This is a genomic window from Hymenobacter citatus (genome assembly GCF_014333615.1).
In the GTDB taxonomy this organism is placed as follows: domain Bacteria; phylum Bacteroidota; class Bacteroidia; order Cytophagales; family Hymenobacteraceae; genus Hymenobacter; species Hymenobacter citatus.
This window is the reverse complement of sequence record NZ_JACSCY010000014.1, coordinates 1-14,966: the sequence shown is the minus strand read 5'-3', so window position 1 is coordinate 14,966 and position 14,966 is coordinate 1. Positions and strand designations below refer to the sequence as shown.

Here is a 14,966-nt window from a genome sequence, read left to right as displayed (position 1 = left end):
TTACCTTTCAATAATTAATTAGCTTAATATCAGTATTTTGTAGTTAGAAAACGTTTGCAGTCAAGCGCGTCGCTTTCACTTTTTACACCTGATTTTCGCTGGCGTATCACGTGCTGGGCGTGGTATGCAGCGCCCGAAACTCGGAGGGCGACATTTGATAGCGCCCCTTGAAGCTGGTGGAGAAATAAGCTGGGGAGGAAAAGCCAAGCTGGTAGGCCACCTCCGCAATCGTGAGGCCTTCTTCCAGCAGCAATTGCCGGCTTTTGGTGAGGCGCAGGCTTTGAATGAATTCGCTTACGCCGGTACCCAGCACGGCCTTCATCTTGCGGTACAGCTGCACCCGCGAGAGGCCCATGCTGTGGGCTACGTCCTCCACGCTCAGCTCGGGGCGAGCCAGATTCGCTTCGATAATGGCCGTGAGGTCGGCCAGGAATTTCTGATCTACGCGCTGTTGGGGAGCTACTGTAGCGGTAGCGGTACTCAGCTCACGGCGGAAGTGCTCACGCTGCCGCTGCCGGTTAGTTAGCAGGGTGCGCAGGCTTTCGAGCAGAAAGGTAGGATTGAAGGGCTTGGTGAGGTAGAGGTCGGCGCCGGCCTGCACGCCCTCCACCTGCTGCTCGGGCGCCGAACGGGCCGTGAGCAACACTACCGGAATATGGGAGGTGCGCCAGTCGCCCTTCAGCTGCTGCACAACGTCCAGGCCGCTTTGGTCGGGGAGCATCACATCGCACACCACCAGGTCGGGAATGGTGTCGGCCGCCAGGCGAAGGCCGTGGGCAGCATCCAACGCCGTTTGCACTTGGAAGTGGGGCCGCAGCTTCCGGGCCAGAAACGTATTGACTTCGGGGTTGTCCTCAATCACCAACACGAGGGCAGCGCTGTTGTCGCCGGTGGCGAAGGCGGCTTCGGGTAGGGTTTCGGCCAGCTCCTCATCCAGCAGGAAGGAAGCGGCCACGGGCATCGATACGGGCGCGGCAGAGCGCATCGCGTCGGGTAGGGAAAGCGGCAGGGTGACAACAAAAGTACTTCCCTGGCCTGCCTGGCTCCGAAACGTCAGCTGGCCCTGGTGCAGGCGCGTCAGGCCCAGTGCCAAGGCCAGGCCCATGCCCGAGCCCTTACCGCCGGGCGCCTGCCCTTGATAGAACCACTCGAAAATATGTGCCTGGTCCTGGGCGCTGATACCGGGGCCCGTATCTTCCACGCTCACCCGCACGTGGCCTTCCGCCGGCAGGGGTTCTATACTGACCGTGACTTGGCCCTTCTCGGGGGTAAATTTCAGTGCATTAGCCAGCAGGTTGAAAAATACTTTGTCCAAGATGTTCACGTCGAACCACAGCCATACCGCTGGTTCGGCCGGCAAGAAGCGTAAGCTGACTCGCTGCTGCTGGGCTGTTTTCTCGAACATATCTATGATTTCGCGCACGAACGCTACGAGATTACCTTCGGTGGCCCGCACTGGCATCTTGCCCACATCAATTTTGCGGAAGTCCATCAACTGATTGACCAGTTGCAACAGGCGCTGGGCGTTGCGACGCACCAGGCCCAGCTCCTGCCGATGCGAGGGCGCCAGGAGGGGGCCATCCGTCAATACTTCCTCCAAGGGCCCCAGCATAAGCGTGAGCGGAGTACGCAGCTCGTGCGAGAAGTTTGTGAAGAAACGCAGCTTTGCCTCTGTTTCCACCCGGGCCTGCTCGGCTAGCCCCTGAATCTGATTACGCTGCGAGCGGATTTCCTCATTTTGTTGGGCCAGCATCCGAGTGATGCGTCGGTTAGCCCGCAGTGCCCGCCATACGAGCAGCCCCAAACCAGCGGCGCCCAGCAACGCCGCGCCTAGTACATATAGGCCGCGCTGCTGGCTTACAAAGGTGTGTCGCTGGGTTTCCAGCAACTCTTGCTGCCGCTGAATATCACGCTGCTGGCTGGCTAGCTTCTCAGTCTGCATCTTCATGGTCAGCACGTTCGTCGAATCGATGACCATGGTGCTAAGCATGTTTTCCTTGTCGTACGGCTCGTTGTGCAGGATTTTCATGGCCGTGCGAATGGCTTCTTCCCCACCCGGCGAGTACAGCAGGGTGGCGGTGAGAATACTATCCTGCACCAGCTGCAACCCTCCCTGGGCGCCCGCCAGCCCATCTACCCCCACCACGTGCACCTGCTTAACCAGTCCCAGTTGCTTGCATACTTGGTAGGCCCCCAAGGCCATGCGGTCGTTGTGGGCAAAGATGAGCTGCACATCCGGGTGCAGACGCAATACGGCGGGCAACGCTGCCAGCACCGATGGGCGCTGCCAATTGCCTTGCACCTCTCCTACCAGCTGCACCTGCGGGAAGCTGCGTAGTGCCTGCAACAGGCCTTTGTGCCGGTCGCGAGCCGGGGAGGCCCCGGCTGCACCCAATACTTCCAGGATCTTGCCTTTGCCTTTCAGCAGGCTGCCAATGTAGCGGCCCGCAGCCCTACCCACTTCCTGGTTGTTGCCGCCCACGTAGGCAGTATAGAGCTGGGAGGTGGTGCGCCGGTCGAGAATAACGACGGGTATTCCCCGATTAAAAGCTTCCTCCACCAGGGGAGTAATCGGTTCGGCTTCGTTGGCCGACACAATCAACAGATCTACTTTCTCCTTCAGAAATTCGCGTATCTGCCGCTGCTGGAGGGTTGTATTGTCGTGGGCGTCCTTCAGCCGAAACGTTACGTTGGGATAAAAGCTCAACTCTTTTTTCATGCCCACCAACATGGCTTGTCGCCAGGCATCGTTCATCGTGCACTGCGAAAAGCCAATAACATAACGCGTTGTCACTGAAGCGCTTACTACATGCACGTTCAAGCAGCCCAACAATAGAAATAACCCAAGTAGCCAGCTTATTAAGTGAGGCAGTTGCTTCATCCTGCTAAGATACAGTAAGTGCTAAAGATGCTCTCAGTGCCGGGGTGAGGTTACGGTAGGGTAATGCCGACGTGGTGCAGCCCGAAAACAGCCATTGATGTTTATCGGGTGTTAATTAGACGCCATGGGCACCTTAAGATAGCCTGCAGCACAACCCAATTCAGCTTACCGATGGGGGGGCTTGCCGCCGGGGCGAAGCTGGTTTTCTTCCATTAGGCTGGTAAGTCTATCTGCCCGAAACCGTATAAGTCAACAGGTAGCTCGCGGCTACCTGTTCACAGTGTGTGTACTAGACTAGGGTGGTCCAGTAAGAACGGGCAGTGCGATTAGGCTTGTGCGTTCCCCCATTCGGTAAGCCATTAATTAATAGATGTTAAGCCGCTTGTTCAAGATAGCTACCACGCGAGAGGCCCACCAGGGCGCACGCCCGCCGCTGACTCCAGCCTTTCCCTACTAAGCCCTGCGCTGCCTGGCGCCGCGCCGCAGGGCTACTTACTTTTTTCGCAAGATCTCCTTGATTGCCTGATTCTCTAGGCTTAGGTCCGCGAACATCTGCTTGAGTTTTCGATTCTCCTCTTCCAGATGTTTGAGCCGGGTGAGCTCGGCCACGCTTGCCCCCGCATACTTGTTCTTCCAGGTATAAAAGGTGGCCTCACTCAGCCCATGCTCGCGCCCGATTTGGGCAACGGTCTGCCCGCTGGCTTGTTATTGCAGAATGGCCACAATCTGGGCCTCACTGAATCGTCCTTTTTTCATTCGTTAGTCGTCAGGTAGTGAAAGTTACGTCTTTCACTACGCACATTTACCGACTTTAGCCAATACGTCCCTTCGTGACCCCTGGCCTTGGTTAAAAGTTTGGTCCAAACGTTACGCAGTGGCCTTGCCTGCTAAATACCCCTCGTCGTGTAGCACCTGCACGAAACCATGCGCCAGCAAGGCGAGCCGTCAGCAGACGACGGCCGCGTGGAGAGAACGCTCTATCCGGGAGACCTTCCCGACCCGGCTGCTACCCGATGCTGAGTCCGTAACAGGTGCGGGGACAACCGGCTGGTTAGCATAGGTTTGCTGCGTGATTCAGTGCGCTAGCGGTCGGGTGGGTGCTACTTCGCCGGCGGGCGGGCAAACTGTTCAAGAGCATCGGCAGCGAACGGGGTGAACAGGTTCACGAGATTGCCATCCGGGTCGCGGAAGAGCAGCGAGCGGTTGCCCCAAGGCATGGTGGTCGGCTGCTGTACCAGCGTGTCGCGCAACCAGTCAGCCAGCCGCTGGTAGACGGCGTCTACGTCGGCTACGCGAAATTCCAGGATGGCCGAGCGGTTGGCGGCGGCCGTAGCTACCTGCTCCCCACCGAAGGGTGCCAGGGTACTGGTATGGCCAATGGCCAGCGTGGCACCCGCCGTGCGCAGCTCGGCAAAAACAGGGACCGGGCGGCGAAAGGGTTGGTTAAACAAGTGCTCGTAAAAGCGCGTCAGGCGCTCCACATCGGCGGTGATGAGGCGGACGGAAGTGAAATGCATAGCGAGAGAAGTGTGTTCAGGTCGCAAAATTCTCCCCCGCCACTGACAACCCTATGGCAGTCGGTTTCGCCTGTCACCAACTTTTTTTGCAGGTGGTAGCTTCAGGCTTGCCAAGTAGTCGGTCAGCGACAACGGCGCGGGATTGGTGAAGGGCAGCCCCGTGGCCGTGAGGTGTTGCACCCGCGACACGCGAAACTCCCGGTAGGCCTGTCGCAGTTGGCACCACCCGACGAGCTGCCAGGCGAAATTGTAAAACACTAATCCAATCGGCTCGACGCGGCGCCGCGTCTGGTGGCCTGCTTTGTCGCGATAGGTCAGTTCGAGCACCTGCCGCTTGGCAATGGCCCCTTGCATGGGGGCCAGATACTGGGTATGCTGCTCCTGATACTCGGGGATGGCTAGCTGCATGCCGTGGTCTAGCTGCGCCAAGCGCGTCTGGTCGGGTGGACGCAGCACGGCGCGCACTTTCTGCAGGGCAGCGGTTACCAGCGGCTGGATGGAACGGTCGGCCAGGGTGGCGCCCAGCGTTTCGAGCAGCAGCAGGGCACTGGCTTCTTCCGTCGAGAAGCTGACCGGCGGCAGAAAGTAGCCTGGCACGAGGAAATACCCTCGCCCCGCCTCAAAGCTCACAGGGATACCCTGCTCGTCCAGCGCCCGGATGTCGCGGTACACGGTGCGGACACTGATGCCAAACTGCGCGGCCATGCGCTCAGCGGGCACGTAGCGCTGGGCTTGCAGGAGGGTCACCAGGCCAAATAGGCGGTCGATACGGTTCATGGAGGAGCGGCTAACGGCTACTAAAGCGGTGACTGTAGGCAACGGTTTTCCCGAATCTGTTCGCCTTTAGTAGCAAATGACCTGGTTAACGTTTGTACCAAACTTTTAACCAAGGCCTCTCTTGCGCGAAGGTCCAGCGGCCGTCTGGTACGGCCAGCGGGGGGAAAGTAGACCGTGGGGCAGTGGGGCAGCAGAGAGGTCCGGTGGACGTTTTACGGGGTCCGAGTGGAAAATGCCCAAGGGCCTCAGGTAGTTTGTCGCTTGATGCAGGAAGTTTCGTTCACCAAAAAGAGCCGCAAACAGGGTGGGGCAACGAGACGGTAGTTCCGGCCAGTAGAGTAGCATCAACAGCCTGGTCTATAAATTGCCTTTTGCAACAGCCACACGACTTATACGACAAGCAAGTAGCCGCCACATTCTCCAAGCTTTTGTCTTAGTAAGCAGGGTCATTCGGTCCAAGTGATGGCAGCAGGCTTGGAGCAAACAGTTGCAACAGGAGGATTGTGGCGGCGAAAGAAAAGCCTGCTAATTCTAGGAGTTTGGCCCCATACAGGGTCCACCAGGAATCCACTTCGGCTCGGCCTGGGTTGGCAGGGTCATATAGGATCGGAAAGACACGCGGGATCTTGTCGGAAGGAGTATAGCGCAGGATAGCAACTAAAGAATAGGACTGCCCGGCAACCACATACTCGATCTGGGGATTATACAGCGACTCCTATGCATCGAATAGCGGTAGCGCCACTACATAGCCCGTGGTTCGGAGCCCGTTACGCTGAAGTTGATACCGCTTTCGCAGTAACACACCGCTCTTATACAGATAGAGTAGGTATACGAACAGGAGAAAGAGCGCTGTAGCGTAGCGCGACCAAGGCTCGAACAAAGGCTATGTAGGTAAATAGGAAGTCATTCTTGAACCGAACCGCAAGCAGGTTCGACGGGATAAGAATAGCAAGAATGATGCAGGTAAAATGATACGAAAGGTATATTCAGCTAAAGAGGGCAAGGCAGTTCATTTCACAAAATAGTTGCTTTACATGAACTGTGTTAAAAGTCAAGGGTTGAAGGCCAATTTTGACGAAAAATCGGCTTGATACGGCACGCCGGATTTGACGATGGCAAAGGCCTGTTTGAGCAGCTTGTTACAGACAGCAATCAGGGCCAGCTTCTTATTCTTTCTCTTAGCCACGAGGCGGTCAAAGAGGGCTTGGCAGGCCACATACATTTCTTGGCCGCGAAGCTGCACATGAACAGTTTGCCCCGGATCAAGCCCCCACCCATTGTGGTGATGCGCACCTTGCCGTGGATGCTCGTGCCCGACGTGTGCTCACGCGGGGAGAGGCCCGCCATGGCAATCAACTGACGGTAGTTGTCCAGGCGGGTGAAGCCGCCGGCAAACAAGAACAGCATGCCCGCCGTCTTGCGGCCAACACCGGGAATTGAGCACAGCAGGGTCATCTCCGAAGCAAAGTGTTGTTCCAATAGCGTCAGCAGTTTGGCTTCTATCGCCTCGACTTGCTGGGTCAATGTTTTTACCATCTGCCGTAGGTGCTACAAGGCGACCCTACTGACAAAAGGTTGGCGTTGCAGGGCTTCTAATAAGTTGCTCACCATCGTTTTTTGCTTGAGTAGTTGTTCCGTGACTTGTTCTAACTGCCGACACTCGACCAGCATCGTTTCTTCCGGCTGCCACGTTTTCACGGCCTGCTGTTGACCATAGCGCAAGAGCTACTGCGCATCTTTTTGGTCACTTTTGCCTTTATTCAGGTGCATCTGGATGAAGCGGCGAATGACCAAGGGGTTCAGCACGGCCACTTGCCCACCCTACTCATGGAGATAGTACGCCAAGGCCAAATTTTAGGTGCCCGTAGCTTCCATCACGAACAGACATTGCGTACCACAGACCTTGACCAGTTGCTGAAAACCCGCTTTGGTGTTGGGGACCTTCAGGTGCTTAAGCTGCGGGCTCGCTTGATAGCACACCGCTAAGAAAGCTTTGCTCACGTCAATACCGACAACCGAGCGGGGAAATGGAGCATCCATGACAGGATACGGTAGCCCACTAATACCAGCTTGAAAAAGATGACCGAATCGAGCGAAGGCTGACCCAGAAGCCTTGCGTTTCCTGGTAGTGGAAATCTAAGTCGAATAGCTTGTCGAGCCGCCGGCAGAGGGTATGGCGGGCACCCGCTCGGAGAGGCGGAAGTGGGTGACCACTTGATCGGTAAACTGCTTCTTGCCTTGCATCTTCCCTGTACGAGCGTTCCCGATAACAAGCTGTCTGTTCTGCAACAGCCACAAGTGGCTTTGTCAGCTTGCCGCGTCCGGCGCCCAACCAACTTCGGGCGCCGGACGCGGCAAGTCTGCTGACGTTTGACACGGCAACTGAAATGATTCTTGAAACGCTACAGACACGTTGCTAGGCCTATGTACTCCGTAGCCACGTACGGCTGCGGCAAGGTAGCCCCGAAGCCTTCGGTCCATTCCAATAGGGGGCGCTACCGACAACCACCGTCGTATGTGGGTGAGTTAGAAACTACGTGGCCGCTCTGGTAGAGGCTGCCGCCAGCGCCTGCGTGAGCTCGGCGCGGTGGGCATTGCCCCACTGCTCCATCACTGCAATCACCGGCAGAATGGACTGCCCTAGGCTCGTCAGATGGTATTCTACTTTCAGCGGGAGCTGCCCGAACACGATTTTATGCACCAGCCCGTGCTGCTCCAGCTCGGCTAGCTGCACATTGAGCACGCGCCGGGTAGCCCCCGGAATGATGCGTTGCAGCTCGCTGGGCCGGCGCCGGCCCTCGGCAATCAGGCTGAGCAGCGTCGACTTCCATTTGCCGTGCAGCACGGCTTTGGTCAGCACGGCGCCACAGTCCAGGGTGTTAGGAATTTTCTTCTGGTACGTCATACGGATCTTGTGTTGGCCGCCCGCCACCAGCAAGGCCGGGCGGCACACCCTAGGGGATAAAATTCTCCCCCGCTGAATAACTTCTCCGTACTGGTTTCGGTTGGCGCACCGGCCGAAATTTGCCCCGCAAACAGCTTTTCACACACTACATGAACCTAGCCATGAACGGATTGACAAATAGAGTGGCCCTCGTGACGGGCGGGAGCCGGGGCATTGGCGCTGGCATTGTGCGGGCCCTGACCGCCGCCGGCGTGCGCGTAGCCTTCACCTACGTGCAGGCCACCGACCAAGCCCAGGCCCTCGTCGAGGAGATAACCCAGGCGGGCGGCGCGGCGCTAGCCGTGCGCGCCGACACGGCCCAGCCTGAGCAGGTGCGCGCGGCCGTGCGCCAGGTACTCGACCAGTTCGGTCAGCTTGCTATTCTAGTCAACAACGCCGGCATTCATCTGCAAAGCCCCGTGGACGAGGCCGCACCCGACGAGGAGGCCATTCAGCGGCTGTGGCAGGTGAACACCTGGGGCACGGCCCAGACGGTGCGGGCGGTTGTACCCCACCTACCCACAGGCGGGCGCATTATCACCATCGGCTCAGGCTCCAACGTGCGAGTGCCGTTCATCGGGCTGGGCGAGTACGCCGCCAGCAAGGGCGCCCTGGCTGCCTACACCCGGGCCTGGGCCAAGGATTTGGCGCCGCGCGGCATCACCGTCAACGTGGTGCAGCCCGGCCTGATTGCCACCGACCTGACCCCTACCGACCCCGCCACGATGGCGGCGCTGCTGGCCGACATTCCGCTGGGGCGCTTTGGCACGGCCGACGAGGTAGGCCAGCTAGTCACTTTCCTGGCTAGTGAGGCGGCCGGCTACATCACCGGCGCGACCCTAAACCTGGATGGGGGCTGGTCAGTATAAGGCGTTTTTAACCGGTTAGGCACATGCACAAGTGGACGCCCTACCCCGGCATCTCTTTTGACTCTTCCACAAGCAGCGTAGCGCTTAAGAAGAATCCAGGAAAAATACGGGGTAGGGGGCAAGCCTGCTCATTACTTTTTACCGCGTGGCCGCCTGCGTAAGCCGTTCCTAATTGCCATGGGTGAATAGGGTTTGGTAGTCGGCGGAGAGTCCCGTTTTTGCCAGGAAGCGGCGGCCAGCTTGTTCGGGCTTATACCGATAACTGATAAGGAAAGGCTCTTGGATGCCAAGGAGTTTTATTAGGCTTTCTCTTCCTGAAGTGTAGTAGCAGTAAACGTGCGCTGGTGCGTGCACTGATCAGTGTAGACTAGGTGCCGTGCCTACCTGGTAAGACGGACGAGTTGGCCCTGCTGATGCTTTAGCTCACCTTCCCGGGCGAGCCGTACACTAACTCGCCACTATCACTGCTATAGCTGGGATGGTTGCGCCTTTGCACCTTCTACCCGACGCAAGCATCGGGCAAGGTCCGAGCAAGTTGCTAGCGCCCTTTTCCGGCAGCGCGGGCTTTGCAGGGCGCCCAGCCGCCGCAAGCCCTGCGGCCCCAGCCGGCAGGCCGGTACGTTTCTCCCCACGTGTGGGCCTACGCAGCAAACGGAGTGAATGCCGGGGCCAGCGGCTAGCGCCGGGCCAGCGACTCGCGCACGCCTTTGCTGAGCTGCCGCAGCAACAGGTCGGGGGCTACCCGGCTGAGTAGGCGCAGCATCTTGGCCAGGCCGGGGTAGACCTCCCACTGGTTGGTCTGCATGGCCCGGAGCGTCTGCGCAATGAGCGGGCGCGGGGCCATCAGGTCCTTCTCCGCTACGTCGCCGGCAAACGGCGTGCTCAGGGGCGTCTTGGCGGCGGGCGCTACCAGCTCGAACACCTGCACCGGCGTGCCCTGCAGCTGCACCCGCAGGGCCTTGGTGTAGGCCCGCAGGCCGGCCTTGCTGGCGCCGTACACCGGGGCCAGGGGGTAGGGCGTCAGCGCCAGCCCGGAGGTCACGTTGAGGATAGCGGCGGCGGGCTGGCGCAGCAGGTGAGGCAGAAACTGCTGCACCATGCGCATAGGCCCGGCCAGGTTCACGTCCAGCTCCCGCGTCAGCTCGGGCACCTGCTGCGCCGACGCCAGCAGGTCGAGCTTGCGCATCTGCCCCGCGTTGTTAATGAGGATGCTGAGTTGCGGAAACTGAGCCGTTACCTGCTCATAGAGCTGGGCAATAGCAGCCGGGTCGCTCACGTCGCTCTGCAACGTGTGTACACCGGGCAGCTGCTGCCGCACCTGGGCCAGCTTGGCCGGGTCGCGGCCGGTGAGTAGGACGGTGTTGCCCAGAGCCAGTAGCTGGGCGGCAAATTCGTAGCCGAGGCCACTCGTGCCGCCAGTAAGTAAGATGGTTTGATGACGTAAGTTCATGGGGAGCGTGGCAGTTAAGTACGCCGCAAAGGTGCGGCCCGCCCACGGGCAGCTGGTTGCGCATCGCAATCGACTTGTTGCAAAATTCAATCAACCCTACCCCCGGAACGCGGCGGGCGAGCAGGCGGTCTGGCGCTTGAAGAAATTCGAGAAGTGGGCCACTTCCCCGAAGCCCAGGCTGTCGGCAATTTCCGCCACGCTCCATTGCGTTTGCCGGAGCAGCAGCTTGGCTTCCTGCACCATCCGCGCCGAGATGAGGTCGGTAGTCGTGCGGCCGGTTGTTTCTTTGAGCATCTTGTTGAGGTGGTTCACGTGCACGGCCAGTTGGTCGGCGTAGTCCGTGGCCGAGCGCAGACGCAGGCGCTGCTGCGGCGTCTCAATGGGAAACTGCCGCTCCAGCAGCTCCACAAACAAGGTGGTGACCCGTGCCGCGGCCGAGTGGGCCGGGTAGAGCGCCGTGGCGGGCTGCAGCTTCTGGCCCTGGTGCAACAGCTCCAGCACGTAGGTGCGCAGCAAATCGTACTTGTAGGCGTAGGCCGAGGTAATTTCGCGGGCCATCTTCTGGAAAATGACAAGCCCCTCGGCGTACTCCTCGTCGGTGAGGGGGAACACGGGGCAGCCGCCAGCCCGGAAGAGGGGCAGCTCATCGAGCCGCACGCCGCTCTTGGCCGGCAGCAAGAACTCGCTGGTAAACACGCAGAAGTAGCCGTCCTGCTCCTGGTCGGCGGGCAGCCAGTGGTAGGGTACCTGGGGCGTGGCAAACAGCAGCGCGTGGCGCTCTATCTCAATAACCTTATCGGCATACTCGGCCCGGCTACGCCCCTGAGGCTGATTTTGTAGTACGCCCGGCGGTCATAGGGCATGAGCGGCTTGTCGCGGTGTTCCCGAAACAGGTCGGCCACGTTGAAGATGTTGAAATGCCCGATGTCCTGCTGAATACCGGTGGGCAGCAGCGTGTGCAGGTCCGTACCGGTGGCCGTGGCCAGCTGCTGATAAAACTCGTCGAGGGAAGTAACGGGCATACGACAGAAGACTTGCAAAATTCAGCGATGTGACTACGACGGGGCAAGGTAGTGCCGGCGCCGTTATTTCCCCAGTTAGGCAACAGGTAATAGCCGCTATTCAGGTCTTCAACAGAATAAGAGGTGTTACCAGTAGCAGTTATGTGTACAGAGGCGCAACTACTCCGGGCCGTGGAACGTCGGTCCAAAGGGATAGCCGGCCGTCGTCGTCAGCATTGAGGGCGTCGTTTTTGAAACGGGTAGCCCTTGACCTCGGGGTGCGGCTGCCATTTCAAACACGAGCACGTCCATCCGTTAGCGCGCTTGCCGCTGCAGGGGCGCCAGGATCTTGCGCTCCACGTACAGCGTGCCGAAGGGGACGCACGAGGCTACCAGCACTTTCCAGGTGGTGTGGGCAAAGCGCCAGTGCTGCTCGACGCCGACGCGCAGCGTGCCCAGCAGGTAGAGGAGGAATAGCAGGCCGTGCAAGGGCCCGAGGGCGCGCACCAGCGACGCATCACCGTAGAGGTGCTTTAGCGGTACGGCCACGCCGACGAGCAGCAGCAGGGACACGCCTTCAAGGAGCCCCAATAGGCGCAGGCGGCCGATAGCAGAGGGGAGCAGTTTCATGGGAATTACAGGCGGAAGTAGGGCCGCGGTGCCCACGGCAGGAAGGGCCAGGGAATGGCCAGAAAGACAAGCAGCAATGTGGCCGAGAACCACAACGCCATGGTGCGGAACTTGGCCGCGTCGGGGGTGCGGCGCTTGGCCAGCGCCGCGCCGATGGTCAGCACGACCACGGCCACGGTCATGGCCAGCACGTGCTGCAAGCCGAAGAATAGCGCGCCGGGGGCATGCACGGCGTCGCGTAGGTGAAAAGCCCCCGTGACGGGGCTTACGAAGTAAAGCCCGTAACCCAGCGTGAGTTGCACGTGCGCCAGGGTAGCTACGCCGTGTCGGAGCGTGTCGTCGAGCGGGGTGAAGGAGCGGCCACCCCACCAGCCCCGGTAGGCCTGGCCGAGGCCCCAGAGCAGGCCAAGCAACACGGCCCACCGGCCCCACGAGTGCAGGGTAAGCAGTAGTAGGTACATCGACCTAGGAAGCCAGCCGCCCGGTACGGCGCCAGCGTTTCAGGTACGCGTAGGCCGACGGAGCCTGGTAGAAAAACCAGACGGCCAACAGGGCGTCGCAAATGGCGCATTGCCCGGACGAGGTAGGCACAAACGGCACAATGGGCGTTCCATACACGTGGTGCACCACGTCCCAGCCCGTGTGCAACAGCCAGCCGAGGCCAATGAAGGCGTAGGAGCGCAGCCCGCGGTAGGCCACGTACAGCATCAGTGTAGCGAAAGGAAACTCCCAGATGCCCAGGCCACCGTTGAGGTAGGCCCCGCCAGCCCCGGCCACAAAAATGGCCATGAACTGGTGGCGGGCCGGCTCCTTAATGAAGGAAAAAAGCAGAATAAGAACACCCGCCACCACGACGGCAGCCAGGGCGTCGGGGACGTGGAAAAGGGGAGGATGAGCCGGTAGCATGGCGCTTGGGGGATAAAAGGTACCCGGCAAAGGTCTCGCTCGCAGCGCCCAGGCGGCTAGTACGCGCCGGGACGAAATCAGGACTTTTCCACCTTTTTGCGATAGGCCAACGGTGAGAGGCCGGCGTGCTTCTTGAACAATCGACTGAAGTAGGATGGGTCACTCAACCCAACCCGCTGCGCAATGTCACTGATTGGCCAAGTGCTGTGGCCCAGCAACACTTTGGCCTCCAGTACAATGGATTCCTCAATCCAGCGGGCCGGGGGCTTGCCGGTAGCGGTGCGCACGGCCTTGGTCAGGTAATTGGGCGTGACGTGCAGGCGCTCGGCGTAGTCGCTGACCAGGTGCAGCGAGGACAGCGAGGTGGCTACCAGCTGCTTGAAGCGGTTGGCCAGCGTTCCGGCTGTATCCTGCGCCACCGGTAGGTCCGTTACCGCGGCTTGGTGAAGTTCTTCCAGCAGTGCCAGCAAGTAGGCGCGTACCAGCCGGGGATGCTCCAGGGCGTGGGCCTCGTACTCGACCAGCAGCCGCCGTAGCAGGTTCTCGACGAAGCCCGCCGTTCCCGCGTCCAGCCGCACAACGGGCCCGCCCCAGAAATGCAGCAAGCTGAAGGCCGCCAGCGCGTCAGCCCGCCCGGCCGGGCCAATGAGCAAATCGTCGTGGAAGTGACACAGCAGGCCTGTGTTCTGGTCACCGGGCTCGAAGGCATACACCTGCCCGGCGCGCACCAGCAGCAGCTCGCCGGGGCCGATGGTGCAACGCTCCGGGCCGATGTGCATGGTGGCCGTGCCCGAGGTCAGCAGCAGGCAGGTGTGCGCCGTGGCGCGCGTAGGGGGCAGCGCCTGCGTGAACAGCGGGTACAGGCGCTCCACGGGCACAATAAAGAACTGTTCGGCAGCGGCCGTGAGCAGCTGCGGCACAGCCGCCGCGCCGGCGGCAAACTGGCGCAGGTAGTCGCGCGGGGCATAGGTGTGGATACTGGGTGCGGGCATGACAGCAAGATGGCAGGAATGGGAAGGGGCGCCAACGGCCGGGCCTTCGAATACAGGCAGCCGGTGAGTCCAGAAAAGATAGGCACTACGCGTGGTTTCAGCCTCCGATCTGGAGTAGGCGTCCTCTTTTAGGGGCACTTATGGCGAGGTGAATATCTCCTGCGAAGCCGATTATCACAAGGTTTCTCTCGACTACCCACTCGGGTACAACCCGGCTAACCTGCTGAAGCTCCGTTGGTGGCCATTAGGGCGCTATTCGAGCTGCTTGCTGCCGCGCGGTATTCTGTCGGATCAGGCTGATTTGTTATCCTATGCGACTATTTCCCGCGCGGATTCTCTACCACCTTTGCTCTGCATCTGGTTAAACGCGCCGAACGCACCGTTGGGGCTGCCCGCGGCTGGGTGACCAGGCGTTTACCGGCCCTGCTTTAAGCACCTGCGCCACTGCAAACAGCGCCTGTTCTACTACCTCTACCACCAACCACTTCCCTTCTCTACTACTATGAAAATCACCACCACCGGCTCCCTCGGCAACATCGCCAAACCAGTTGTTGAGCAGCTGCTAGCCGCCGGCCACGACCTCACCGTGGTTACCAGCCAAGCCGACCGCCAAGCCGCCATTGAGGCCCTGGGGGCCACCGCCGCCGTGGGGTCGCTCAGCGACGCGGCGTTCTTGACTGCGGCTTTCACCGGGGCCGAGGCCGTCTTTGTCATGATGCCGCCGTCCATGGGTACTGCTCACCTGATTCAGAACATTGCCGCGGCCGGCCAGGCGTGTGCTCAGGCCGTGAAGGCGGCGGGGGTGCCGCGGGTGGTGCTGCTGAGCAGCGTGGGGGCCGACGCGGCCGGGGGCACCGGTCCCATTCAGGGAGTGCACTGGGTGGAGCAAAGCCTGCACCAGTTGTCCGGAGTCGACGTTACCGCGCTGCGCTCGGGCTTCTTTTACACCAACTTCCTGCGGGATATTCCCCTGATTAAAAGCCGCGGCGTATTCGGCAA

15 protein-coding genes and 1 pseudogene are annotated in these 14,966 nt (G+C 60.2%); 2 read left to right on the top strand and 14 right to left on the bottom strand.

Annotated features, from left to right (window positions below; all coding sequences use genetic code 11):
• Positions 1 to 106: 106 nt before the first annotated feature.
• The 7 genes and pseudogenes from H8B15_RS15820 to H8B15_RS15790 form a co-directional block, all read right to left on the bottom strand.
• The gene (locus H8B15_RS15820; protein ID WP_258049151.1) at positions 107 to 2,881 is read right to left on the bottom strand and encodes a hybrid sensor histidine kinase/response regulator transcription factor; all 2,775 of its coding nucleotides are present in this window, start codon (positions 2,879 to 2,881) and stop codon (positions 107 to 109) included.
• A 492-nt stretch (positions 2,882 to 3,373) separates the two neighbouring features.
• Positions 3,374 to 3,574 (bottom strand): annotated as a pseudogene (locus H8B15_RS21410) (transposase); the annotation flags it as partial.
• Positions 3,575 to 3,981: 407 nt separating this feature from the next.
• Positions 3,982 to 4,398: a VOC family protein gene (locus tag H8B15_RS15810; protein ID WP_185284435.1), complete on the bottom strand. Its 417-nt coding sequence runs from the start codon at positions 4,396 to 4,398 to the stop codon at positions 3,982 to 3,984.
• Positions 4,399 to 4,449: 51 nt separating this feature from the next.
• Positions 4,450 to 5,175 carry a helix-turn-helix transcriptional regulator gene (locus H8B15_RS15805; RefSeq protein WP_185284434.1) on the bottom strand — a complete coding sequence of 242 codons (726 nt, stop codon included), beginning with the start codon at positions 5,173 to 5,175 and terminating at the stop codon, positions 4,450 to 4,452.
• 1,152 nt (positions 5,176 to 6,327) lie between these two features.
• A complete protein-coding gene (locus H8B15_RS15800; RefSeq protein ID WP_187320640.1) occupies positions 6,328 to 6,711 on the bottom strand; it encodes a transposase in 384 nt (127 codons plus the stop codon).
• 318 nt (positions 6,712 to 7,029) lie between these two features.
• Positions 7,030 to 7,215: a hypothetical protein gene (locus tag H8B15_RS15795; protein ID WP_187320639.1), complete on the bottom strand. Its 186-nt coding sequence runs from the start codon at positions 7,213 to 7,215 to the stop codon at positions 7,030 to 7,032.
• 493 nt (positions 7,216 to 7,708) lie between these two features.
• The gene (locus tag H8B15_RS15790) at positions 7,709 to 8,080 is read right to left on the bottom strand and encodes a winged helix-turn-helix transcriptional regulator (RefSeq protein WP_187320638.1); all 372 of its coding nucleotides are present in this window, start codon (positions 8,078 to 8,080) and stop codon (positions 7,709 to 7,711) included.
• Between the two features lie 161 nt (positions 8,081 to 8,241).
• Between H8B15_RS15790 and H8B15_RS15785 the strand changes: the two genes are divergently transcribed.
• Positions 8,242 to 8,988 (top strand): SDR family NAD(P)-dependent oxidoreductase, encoded by a 747-nt coding sequence (locus H8B15_RS15785; RefSeq protein WP_187320637.1) that lies wholly within the window; start codon positions 8,242 to 8,244, stop codon positions 8,986 to 8,988.
• A 676-nt stretch (positions 8,989 to 9,664) separates the two neighbouring features.
• Here H8B15_RS15785 and H8B15_RS15780 read toward each other — a convergent pair.
• From H8B15_RS15780 to H8B15_RS15755, 7 genes are all read right to left on the bottom strand, one after another.
• Entirely contained in the window at positions 9,665 to 10,438 is a 774-nt protein-coding gene (locus tag H8B15_RS15780; RefSeq protein WP_187320636.1) for an SDR family oxidoreductase, read from the bottom strand.
• Positions 10,439 to 10,534: 96 nt separating this feature from the next.
• Complete coding sequence (locus H8B15_RS21300; RefSeq protein ID WP_343069172.1) at positions 10,535 to 11,134, bottom strand: helix-turn-helix domain-containing protein; 600 nt, start codon at positions 11,132 to 11,134, stop codon at positions 10,535 to 10,537.
• Between the two features lie 83 nt (positions 11,135 to 11,217).
• Positions 11,218 to 11,460, bottom strand: a complete 243-nt coding sequence (locus tag H8B15_RS21295; protein WP_343069171.1) for a hypothetical protein — start codon at positions 11,458 to 11,460, stop codon at positions 11,218 to 11,220.
• 294 nt (positions 11,461 to 11,754) lie between these two features.
• Positions 11,755 to 12,069, bottom strand: a complete 315-nt coding sequence (locus H8B15_RS15770) for a DUF3817 domain-containing protein (RefSeq protein WP_187320635.1) — start codon at positions 12,067 to 12,069, stop codon at positions 11,755 to 11,757.
• Positions 12,070 to 12,074: 5 nt separating this feature from the next.
• Entirely contained in the window at positions 12,075 to 12,530 is a 456-nt protein-coding gene (locus H8B15_RS15765; protein ID WP_187320634.1) for a hypothetical protein, read from the bottom strand.
• Positions 12,531 to 12,534: 4 nt separating this feature from the next.
• The gene (locus H8B15_RS15760) at positions 12,535 to 12,975 is read right to left on the bottom strand and encodes a DUF6010 family protein (RefSeq protein ID WP_187320633.1); all 441 of its coding nucleotides are present in this window, start codon (positions 12,973 to 12,975) and stop codon (positions 12,535 to 12,537) included.
• Positions 12,976 to 13,052: 77 nt separating this feature from the next.
• Positions 13,053 to 13,967, bottom strand: coding sequence for a helix-turn-helix domain-containing protein (locus tag H8B15_RS15755; protein WP_187320632.1), 915 nt, complete (start codon positions 13,965 to 13,967; stop codon positions 13,053 to 13,055).
• Positions 13,968 to 14,469: 502 nt separating this feature from the next.
• On the opposite strand from H8B15_RS15755, the gene H8B15_RS15750 reads away from it, so the two are divergent.
• Positions 14,470 to 14,966 (top strand): NAD(P)H-binding protein (locus H8B15_RS15750; protein ID WP_187320631.1); only part of this gene is annotated, 497 nt, incomplete at its 3' end.

Excerpts from the sequence above, each read along its gene's own strand:
- H8B15_RS15820 (WP_258049151.1), bottom strand. The coding sequence starts at position 2,881 with ATGAAGCAACTGCCTCACTTAATAAGCTGGCTACTTGGGTTATTTCTA.
- H8B15_RS15810 (WP_185284435.1), bottom strand. The coding sequence starts at position 4,398 with ATGCATTTCACTTCCGTCCGCCTCATCACCGCCGATGTGGAGCGCCTG.
- H8B15_RS15805 (WP_185284434.1), bottom strand. The coding sequence starts at position 5,175 with ATGAACCGTATCGACCGCCTATTTGGCCTGGTGACCCTCCTGCAAGCC.
- H8B15_RS15800 (WP_187320640.1), bottom strand. The coding sequence starts at position 6,711 with ATGGTAAAAACATTGACCCAGCAAGTCGAGGCGATAGAAGCCAAACTG.
- H8B15_RS15795 (WP_187320639.1), bottom strand. The coding sequence starts at position 7,215 with ATGGATGCTCCATTTCCCCGCTCGGTTGTCGGTATTGACGTGAGCAAA.
- H8B15_RS15790 (WP_187320638.1), bottom strand. The coding sequence starts at position 8,080 with ATGACGTACCAGAAGAAAATTCCTAACACCCTGGACTGTGGCGCCGTG.
- H8B15_RS15785 (WP_187320637.1), top strand. The coding sequence starts at position 8,242 with ATGAACGGATTGACAAATAGAGTGGCCCTCGTGACGGGCGGGAGCCGG.
- H8B15_RS15780 (WP_187320636.1), bottom strand. The coding sequence starts at position 10,438 with ATGAACTTACGTCATCAAACCATCTTACTTACTGGCGGCACGAGTGGC.
- H8B15_RS21295 (WP_343069171.1), bottom strand. The coding sequence starts at position 11,460 with ATGCCCGTTACTTCCCTCGACGAGTTTTATCAGCAGCTGGCCACGGCC.
- H8B15_RS15770 (WP_187320635.1), bottom strand. The coding sequence starts at position 12,069 with ATGAAACTGCTCCCCTCTGCTATCGGCCGCCTGCGCCTATTGGGGCTC.
- H8B15_RS15765 (WP_187320634.1), bottom strand. The coding sequence starts at position 12,530 with ATGTACCTACTACTGCTTACCCTGCACTCGTGGGGCCGGTGGGCCGTG.
- H8B15_RS15760 (WP_187320633.1), bottom strand. The coding sequence starts at position 12,975 with ATGCTACCGGCTCATCCTCCCCTTTTCCACGTCCCCGACGCCCTGGCT.
- H8B15_RS15755 (WP_187320632.1), bottom strand. The coding sequence starts at position 13,967 with ATGCCCGCACCCAGTATCCACACCTATGCCCCGCGCGACTACCTGCGC.